6 protein-coding genes are annotated in these 7480 nt (G+C 69.2%); 5 read left to right on the top strand and 1 reads right to left on the bottom strand.

Annotated features, from left to right (window positions below; genetic code table 11):
- The first annotated feature begins 550 nt into the window (after positions 1-550).
- The 4 genes from ACE3OU_RS08800 (at position 551) to ACE3OU_RS08785 (ending at position 5858) form a co-directional block, all read left to right on the top strand.
- On the top strand, positions 551-3763 hold the full coding sequence (locus tag ACE3OU_RS08800) for an MASE3 domain-containing protein (RefSeq protein WP_374241179.1): 3213 nt from the start codon (positions 551-553) through the stop codon (positions 3761-3763).
- A 19-nt stretch (positions 3764-3782) separates the two neighbouring features.
- On the top strand, positions 3783-4802 hold the full coding sequence (locus ACE3OU_RS08795; protein WP_374241178.1) for a helix-turn-helix transcriptional regulator: 1020 nt from the start codon (positions 3783-3785) through the stop codon (positions 4800-4802).
- Between the two features lie 69 nt (positions 4803-4871).
- A complete protein-coding gene (locus ACE3OU_RS08790) occupies positions 4872-5447 on the top strand; it encodes a cyclin-dependent kinase inhibitor 3 family protein (protein WP_374241177.1) in 576 nt (191 codons plus the stop codon).
- 57 nt (positions 5448-5504) lie between these two features.
- On the top strand, positions 5505-5858 hold the full coding sequence (locus ACE3OU_RS08785) for a hypothetical protein (protein ID WP_374241176.1): 354 nt from the start codon (positions 5505-5507) through the stop codon (positions 5856-5858).
- A gap of 31 nt (positions 5859-5889) precedes the next feature.
- Here the strand turns inward: ACE3OU_RS08785 and ACE3OU_RS08780 are convergent, their stop codons facing one another.
- Positions 5890-6138 (bottom strand): hypothetical protein, encoded by a 249-nt coding sequence (locus ACE3OU_RS08780; RefSeq protein ID WP_374241175.1) that lies wholly within the window; start codon positions 6136-6138, stop codon positions 5890-5892.
- A gap of 195 nt (positions 6139-6333) precedes the next feature.
- Here ACE3OU_RS08780 and ACE3OU_RS08775 point away from each other — a divergent pair, with 195 nt between their 5' ends.
- On the top strand, positions 6334-7278 hold the full coding sequence (locus ACE3OU_RS08775; protein ID WP_374241174.1) for an ADP-ribosylglycohydrolase family protein: 945 nt from the start codon (positions 6334-6336) through the stop codon (positions 7276-7278).
- Positions 7279-7480: the final 202 nt, after the last annotated feature.

Genomic DNA, 7480 nt, shown 5'->3' with positions numbered 1-7480 from the left:
CAGGCCCCACCTGCCGGCGCATTTGCATTGGGGCAGCACGATCAAGCCCCCGGTTGCCCGCCTCGCCGGCCCCGGCGCCCCGGCCCTGGCGACCACGGTAGATCCCACCACGCCCTGCGTGCGCCCCGACGTCCCGCCGGCGCGGCATGTCGCGCCCGCGCCTCCCCTTCCCCGGAGCCATCCGGCTTTCCGGCCCCCGCCGCCGGCCGTCCCCGGCCCGCTCGCCGCCTCCATCCCGCCGGCCACGGCACCCCCTCCCCGATCGCCCCGAGCCTGCGGGGCGGCCCATCAAGGTCGGGCGCGTTTTTGTCGTTCACTGCGCATATCACTCCGTATCGGCCCGGCATGGCGCGGGGCCGCGCCGCCGGGACAAGCCGGGCCGGACCCCATCCGATGCCCTGCACATGCCCCGCCGGAGCTGCGCCGCAGGCCGCGGGGAGCGGGATCCGTTTAAGGGTAAAGTATGGTCTTTGTAGCGCTCATTCCGTTTGCGAGACTCCGTTTTGAATGACATGGATCGCGTGACGCCGCGCGCGCCCGAAGGTTCGCGATGAACAGTCCGCCCCCCACCCCCCACCCCGACGACTGGCAGATCACGGCGCCACTGGTGTGGGTGTGCACCCTGAGCGCGCTGCTCGTCCTCGGCGGCTGGTTTCCGGCCGTCCGCTTTTTTGCGGTGCCGACGCACTACCTGCCGCTGCACACCGCCCTCGAATTCGTCGCGATGGCCATTTCGGCGATGGTCTTCGCGCTGGGCTGGAACCTGCGCGGCACCGGAAAGAACAGCCACGCGGTGATCCTCGGCGTCGGCTTCCTGGCGGTCGGCCTGATCGACCTGGCCCACACCCTGTCCTTTGCCGGCATGCCCGACCTGGTGACGCCCAGCAGCCCGGAGAAGGCCATCAATTTCTGGCTGGCCGGCCGCTTCGTTGCGGCGGGGGTGCTGCTCGCCGTCGCCCTGAGCCCCCCCACCCACTGGTCGTCGCTGCGCAGCCTCGGCGCGCTGCTGGCCACGCTGGCGCTGAGCGCAGGGGTGTGGTGGGTCGGGATCGCCCACGGCGAATGGCTGCCGCGCAGCTTCATCGCCGGCGAAGGGCTGACCACCTTCAAGATCGGCGCCGAATACATGCTGGCCTCGGTGTATGGCCTGACGGCGGTGCTGCTCTACCACAAGGCCGCCACCCAGCAGCACGACGACCGCCTGTGGCTGGCCGCCGCGGCCTGGGTGCAGGGCCTCGCCGAGCTGTTCTTCACGCTGTATGCCGACGTCACCGACATCTTCAACCTGCTCGGCCACGTGTACAAGGCCATCGCCTGCGTGATGATCTACCGGGCGCTGTTCGTCGCCGGCGTGCGCACCCCGTACCGCGAGCTGGTGCGCGAGCGGGGCTACCTGCAGACCCTCCTGGAGACCATCCCCGACCTGGTCTGGCTGAAGGACCCGAACGGCGTCTACCTGTCCTGCAACAAGACCTTCGAGCGCTTCGTCGGGGCGCCCAGCGGGGAGATCATCGGCAAGACCGATTACGACTTCGTGCCCCGCGAGCTCGCCGACTCCTTCCGCCGCAACGACCGGATCGCCATCGAGAAGGGCGGGCTGACCATCAACGAGGAAGCCCTCGTCTTCGGCACCAACGACTACCGGGGCATCTTCGAGACGACCAAGACCCCCATGCACGACAACCAGGGGCGGATCATCGGGGTGCTCGGGATTTCCCACGACATCACCGCGCGCAAGGCCCTCGAGCTCGAGCTGCGCGACAAGGACGCCCAGTTCCGGCTGGCCATCGAATCGTCGCCCGACGGCTTCTGGGTGACCAACCTGGAAGGCGGGATCGTCACGGTCAACGACGCGTATTGCCGGATCTCCGGCTACACGCGGGGCGAGCTGCTCGGCAAGCACATCTACGACATCGACGCCCGCTACGACCGCGCCACCTTGCTGGGCCAGCTGGCGCACCTGCAGGGGGTGGGCTTCAAGCGCTTCGAGACCGTGCACCGCGCCCGTGACGGCCGCCTGTGGCCGGTCGAGGTGCTGGGCTCGTTCGACCCGAGCACGGGCGGGCGCTTCTTTGCCTTTTTCCGCGACATCACCGAGCGCAAGCAGGCCGAGGCCGAGCTGTCCGACCGCCAGGCCCGGCTCGAGGCGATGGTGGCCGAGCGGACGGCGGCGCTGTCGGCGATGATGACCCAGGTCAGCGCCAGCGAGGAGCGCTACAAGTTCGCCCTCGAGGCCACCCAGGACGGCATCTGGGACTGGGACCTGCGGACCGACAAGGTTCAGCTCAACACCACCTACGGCACCATGCTCGGCTACGCGCCGGGCGAACTCAGCGACTATGACGGCCGCCAGTGGCGGGCCTTCCTGCATCCCGAGGAGCGCGAGCACATCGGCCGGCTGGTCCACGACATGCTGACCACCGAGGGCAGCCACTACGAGGTCGAATGCCGGATGCGTTGCCGGGACGGCAGCTACAAGTGGATCCTCAGCCGCGGCAAGGTGGTCGAGCGCGACGCCGACGGACGGCCGGTGCGGGCGGTCGGCACCCACGTCGACCTCGCGGCGCGCAAGGCCCAGGAGATCGAACTGCGCAAGACCAAGGAGGCGGCCGAGTCCGCCGCCATCGCCAAGAGCGCCTTCCTGGCCAACATGAGCCACGAGATCCGCACCCCGATGAACGCCATCATCGGCCTCGCCAGCCTCCTGCAGCGCCAGGCCGGCGACCCGCAGCAGGCGGACAAGCTGACCAAGATCGTCGACGCCGGCCAGCACCTGCTGGCGATCATCAACGCCATCCTCGACCTCTCGAAGATCGAGGCCGGCAAGTTCACCCTCGAACAGAAGCCGCTGCAGATCGACGCCCTCGTCGCCAACGTGGTCGCGATGCTCTCCGAGCGGGCCCGGGAAAAGCAGCTGCAGCTCTCCAGCGAGCTGCCGCCCCTGCCACGCGGCCTGCGGGGTGACGGGACGCGCATCGAGCAGGCGTTGCTCAATTACGCGGGCAACGCCATCAAGTTCACCGCCGCCGGCCATGTGAAGATCCGCGTCCAGCTGCTCGAAGAAGACACGGAGGGCGCGCGCCTCCGCTTCGAGGTCAACGACAGCGGCATCGGCATCCCGCCCGAGGCCATGCCGCGGCTGTTCTCGAGCTTCGAGCAGGCCGACAACACGACCACCCGCAAATACGGCGGCACCGGGCTCGGCCTGGCCATCACCCGCAAGCTGGCCGAGCTGATGGGCGGCGAGGCCGGCGCCGAGAGCACGCCCGGCGTCGGCAGCACCTTCTGGTTCACCGTGCGGCTGGCGCGCGACGGCACCACGCACTGCCCGCAGGTCCACCCGGCGCAGGACGACGCCGGCGAATGCCTCAAGCGGCGGTACGCCGGCACCCGGGTTCTGGTCGCCGAAGACAACGAGATCAACCGCGAAGTCGCCGCGGCGATCCTGGAAGACATTCACATGGTGGTCGACATGGCGGTCGATGGCGCCCAGGCGGTGGACCTGGTGGCGCACAACGACTACAGCCTGGTCCTGATGGACATGCAGATGCCCAACCTGGACGGGCTCGACGCCACCCGCGAGATCCGCAAGCTGCCGCAGGGCGCCCGGCTGCCGATCATCGCGATGACCGCCAACGCCTTCAGCGAGGACCGCCAGCGCTGCGTGGACGCGGGCATGGACGATTTCATCAGCAAGCCGGTGATGCCGGAAGCCCTCTACGAGCGCCTGCTCAAGTGGCTGGAGCAGCCCCCGTCCCACTGACCCCCGCCAGGAGCCTCCCATGGCCGTCGCCCACAAGGACCGCATCGACCGACTCAATCTGCTCAGGCGGCTCATCCCCAGGAGCTCCTCAGGCCAGGGCTGCCCGGACGCCCGCCAGTTACTGGCGCGGCTGGCCGAACACTACGAGGCCAGCAAATCCGACGCCGCCCGGGTGCGGGCGATCCAGCGCGACCTGGACGCGCTGGTGAAGGACGGCTGTATCGAGGCCGTCAATCCGGGCGGCAAGCCCCAGCGCTATCGGCGCAAAGCCGACCTGGGCAGCAACGACCCGCGCCTGTGGGCCTACGCCCAGAGCCTGATGCGCTCGCTGATCCGCGACGCGGTACCCGAGAAGCGCCTGGAGCGGATCCTGGCGAGCCTGCGCGAAGAGGGGGAGGACTTCGGCCTCGGGGACGACAAGCTGTGCATCCTCAGCGACACCCAGCGCCTGCTGCCGGCCGACTTCAAGGAGGAAGTCCTGCTCGCCGCGCTCGAAGCGCTGGCCCAGTCGCGCACCCTGCAGGCCACTTACCGCGACGGCGCCGGCAAGCAGAGCCGGCCCGAGCTCCATCCCCAGGCCCTCCTCCAGCGCGGCCCGCGCCTCTACCTGTTCGCCCTCAAGAACGACGAGGCCGCGCCGCTGCGCATGTACGCGCTGCACCGCTTCACCTCCGCCAAGGTCGGCGAAGGCCCGGGCCGCCGGGCCGAGGGCTTCTGCCTGCAGGAGGCGATCCGCAAGGGCCAGGCGGACTTCGCCGGCGACGGGGCCGTCCAGCTGGAGCTGCGGGTGCGCGGCTATGTGGCCGACCTGCTGCGGGACTGCCGCCTGTCGGCGGACCAGGTCATCGAGGAAGAGCCCGACGACAGCCCCTTCAGCGCCCGCGTCCGGGCCACCGTCCCGGAAACCGGCCAGCTCCTGCGCTGGCTGCTGGGCTGCGGCGCCAACGTCGAGGTGCTGGCGCCCGCCAAGTGGCGGGAGGTGGTGATCAGCCAGCTCGACAAGATGCGTTCCGTCTACGGAACCGGGAGCGCCGGCTGAACTCGGTGCGACAGACTGTGTCGCGAAGGCGTCCCATCATGGCCGGGTTGAATTCTTGAGGACAGACCGATGCCTGAACCCCGGACGCCCCGCACAAGCGAATCCCACCCCCTGCGTATCGACAGCATTCAAGCCCGGTCCGACTGGGGCGCGATCGGCATGTCCCTGTGCCCCGGCAAAGACCAGGCGGACGGCCTGAGCGGGCACTGGCAGCGGGATCTCGGCACGGATCTCGAGCGCATCCGGATCTGGGGCGCCGCCTTCGTGGTGTCCCTCATGGAGAGGCACGAGTTTGCCGAACTCGGCGTCGAAGCCCTGCCGGCCGAGGCCTTGCGCCTCGGCATGGCCTGGCGCCACCTGCCCATCCCCGACCGACAGCCGCCGGGCCCGGCCTTCGAGGCGCGCTGGCCGGAGGTGGGGGCCGAGCTCGTCATGGCCCTGCGGGAGGGGCGGCGGATCTTCCTGCACTGCAAGGGCGGCCTGGGCCGGACCGGCACCATCGCCGCCTGCCTGCTGCGGGAAGCCGGCATCGGCGCCGCGGAGGCCATCACGCAGGTCCGCCTCGCCCGCCCGAAAACCATCGAGACGGCGCAGCAGGCGCGGTATGTGCACGCCTACACCCGGCGGTTTGGCGGGAACCCGTAAACCGCGACCCGTCCCATCCAGCCCCGACCATCAACCCGACCGGATCATTGATTCCCGATGGCCATCTCACTCGGTTTCATCAACCTCTTCGTCCCGCTAAGGCTCATCGATCGGAAATACCCCGGCGGCTGGGCGCGATTCCGGCAGGATTACGCCGACGGCGCCGTGTTCGACGACCATCTCGTCCGCTATTGCTCCGGCAACCCGAACGACATCGAGGCGATGATCGACACACTGGACGCCCTCGGATTCGAAACCATCGCCGAATCCGATGGGCAGCCCTGCTGGCAGGACTGCTGCGTCGTCGATCACTTTGGCAGGCTCACCCTGCCCTGCGGCTGGCTGCAGCTTGCCGGGGACTATCGCAGCGCCTGCCTCAAGGGCACGGAGCCGGGCGCGGTGGTCGGTTGAGGCGCGGGGCCGCCCCCCGGGCAAAGAGCCCTCACAGCGCGGTGCGCACCCCTTCGCCCAGGCTCGTGAAGCTGTAGGTGCAGGCGTGGGTCGGCCGCGGATGGTCGTAGGGCCCCACATAGACCCGGATCGCATCACCGTCGATCACCACGCCATGCACCTGTTCGTGCTCCGGCCGGATCTGCGCGCAACGGATGACCCGCCTGGTGCACGCCCCCGGCGGGATCACCTCCAGCGTATTGTTCGCGGCGTTGTACATCGCATAGCCCTGGTGTTCCACCAGTGTCCTCCCTAATCAGTCAAATGCGGCCGGCCCGGCCCCGATGGCAGACGAGAGGATAGGCATCCAATACGACAATGAATGACGCACCACGGGCATAGACTTCAACCATCGAAACACGGCATTCGACCGAACGGGCATCGGCAAACCCAGTGGCCATCCCTGTCGCGTCAGTCATTCCGGAGGCTATCGTCAATGATCAACAACACCGGCCGCACCCTGAGACCGCTTCCGCAGGGACGCATCATCGACGATTGCCGTCACGACCTCGCCATGGGCGCCGTGCTGGGCGCCCTGATCGGCGACGCGGCGGGGGCCACGCTGGAGTTCCTGGGGCGCACGCCGAGCGCAGAAGAAGTCGAGAAAGCCCTGGGCATGTGCGGCGGCGGCATCTGGAACACCGCCCGCGGCCAGGTCACCGACGACGGCGAGCTGACCCTCGCGCTGCTGCAGGCCCTGGCCGGACAGCCCCGCTACGACGTCAACCGGGCCGCCCGCGCCTACCGCCGGTGGTATCTCAGCGCCCCCTTCGACATCGGCAACGCCACCGCCAATGCCCTCGAGGACGGCGACCCGGACAGCCCCGGGCTGGCAGACCTCATCGCCCGCCGGGCCCTGAGGTTCAACGCGGACTCCAAGGCCAACGGCAGCCTCATGCGGGCCACCCCGCTCGGCGTCTGGTCGGCCCGCGTCAGCGTCGAGGAGGCCGTCGCCGCCGCCCGCGCCGATGCCCGGCTGACCCATCCGAACCCCAGCTGCCAATGGTCCACCGCCGCCTACGTGGTCGCCATCCGCCACCTGACGCTCAAGGCGGATGACCACCGCGGCGCATTCGAAGCGGCCCGCTCCATCCTGCCCGCCGGCGAGGGCGACGAAGTACGCCGCTGGCTGGACGACGCCGCAGCGGGCCGGCTGCCGCCGTTTCATCCCCAGGCCGGATTCGTGAGGATCGCCTTCACCCACGCCTTCCACCACCTGCAGCAACGCACGCCGCATGTGCAGGCGCTGCGGGAAACGCTGGGCGGCGGCGGGGATACGGATACCAACGCCTGCATCGTCGGGGGCTTGCTGGGGGCGCTGTGGGGGGAGAGGGGATTGCCGGGGGAGATGAGGGCGGCGGTGATGGGATTGCCCACTTGAGCAGTTGACGCGCGGACCTCTGACTTGACGCGACTCAGGTCAAAGGTCCGCAAGTTCAAGTCGCCATTGAACCATTTCAAGTCCAGGCATCAAGCGCTCAAGTCAAACTTGAGTCCGGCGCGCCGACAGCCGCCCAGCCCGAGCGTTTGTCTTCCGAATGGAGACGCGCGGCGCGATTGGAATGCGCTCGGCAACCCCCGCC

Origin of the sequence: Zoogloea sp. (genome assembly GCF_041908905.1) — a bacterium.
Lineage (GTDB): Bacteria > Pseudomonadota > Gammaproteobacteria > Burkholderiales > Rhodocyclaceae > Zoogloea.
This window is presented reverse-complemented; position numbering and strand designations above follow the sequence as displayed.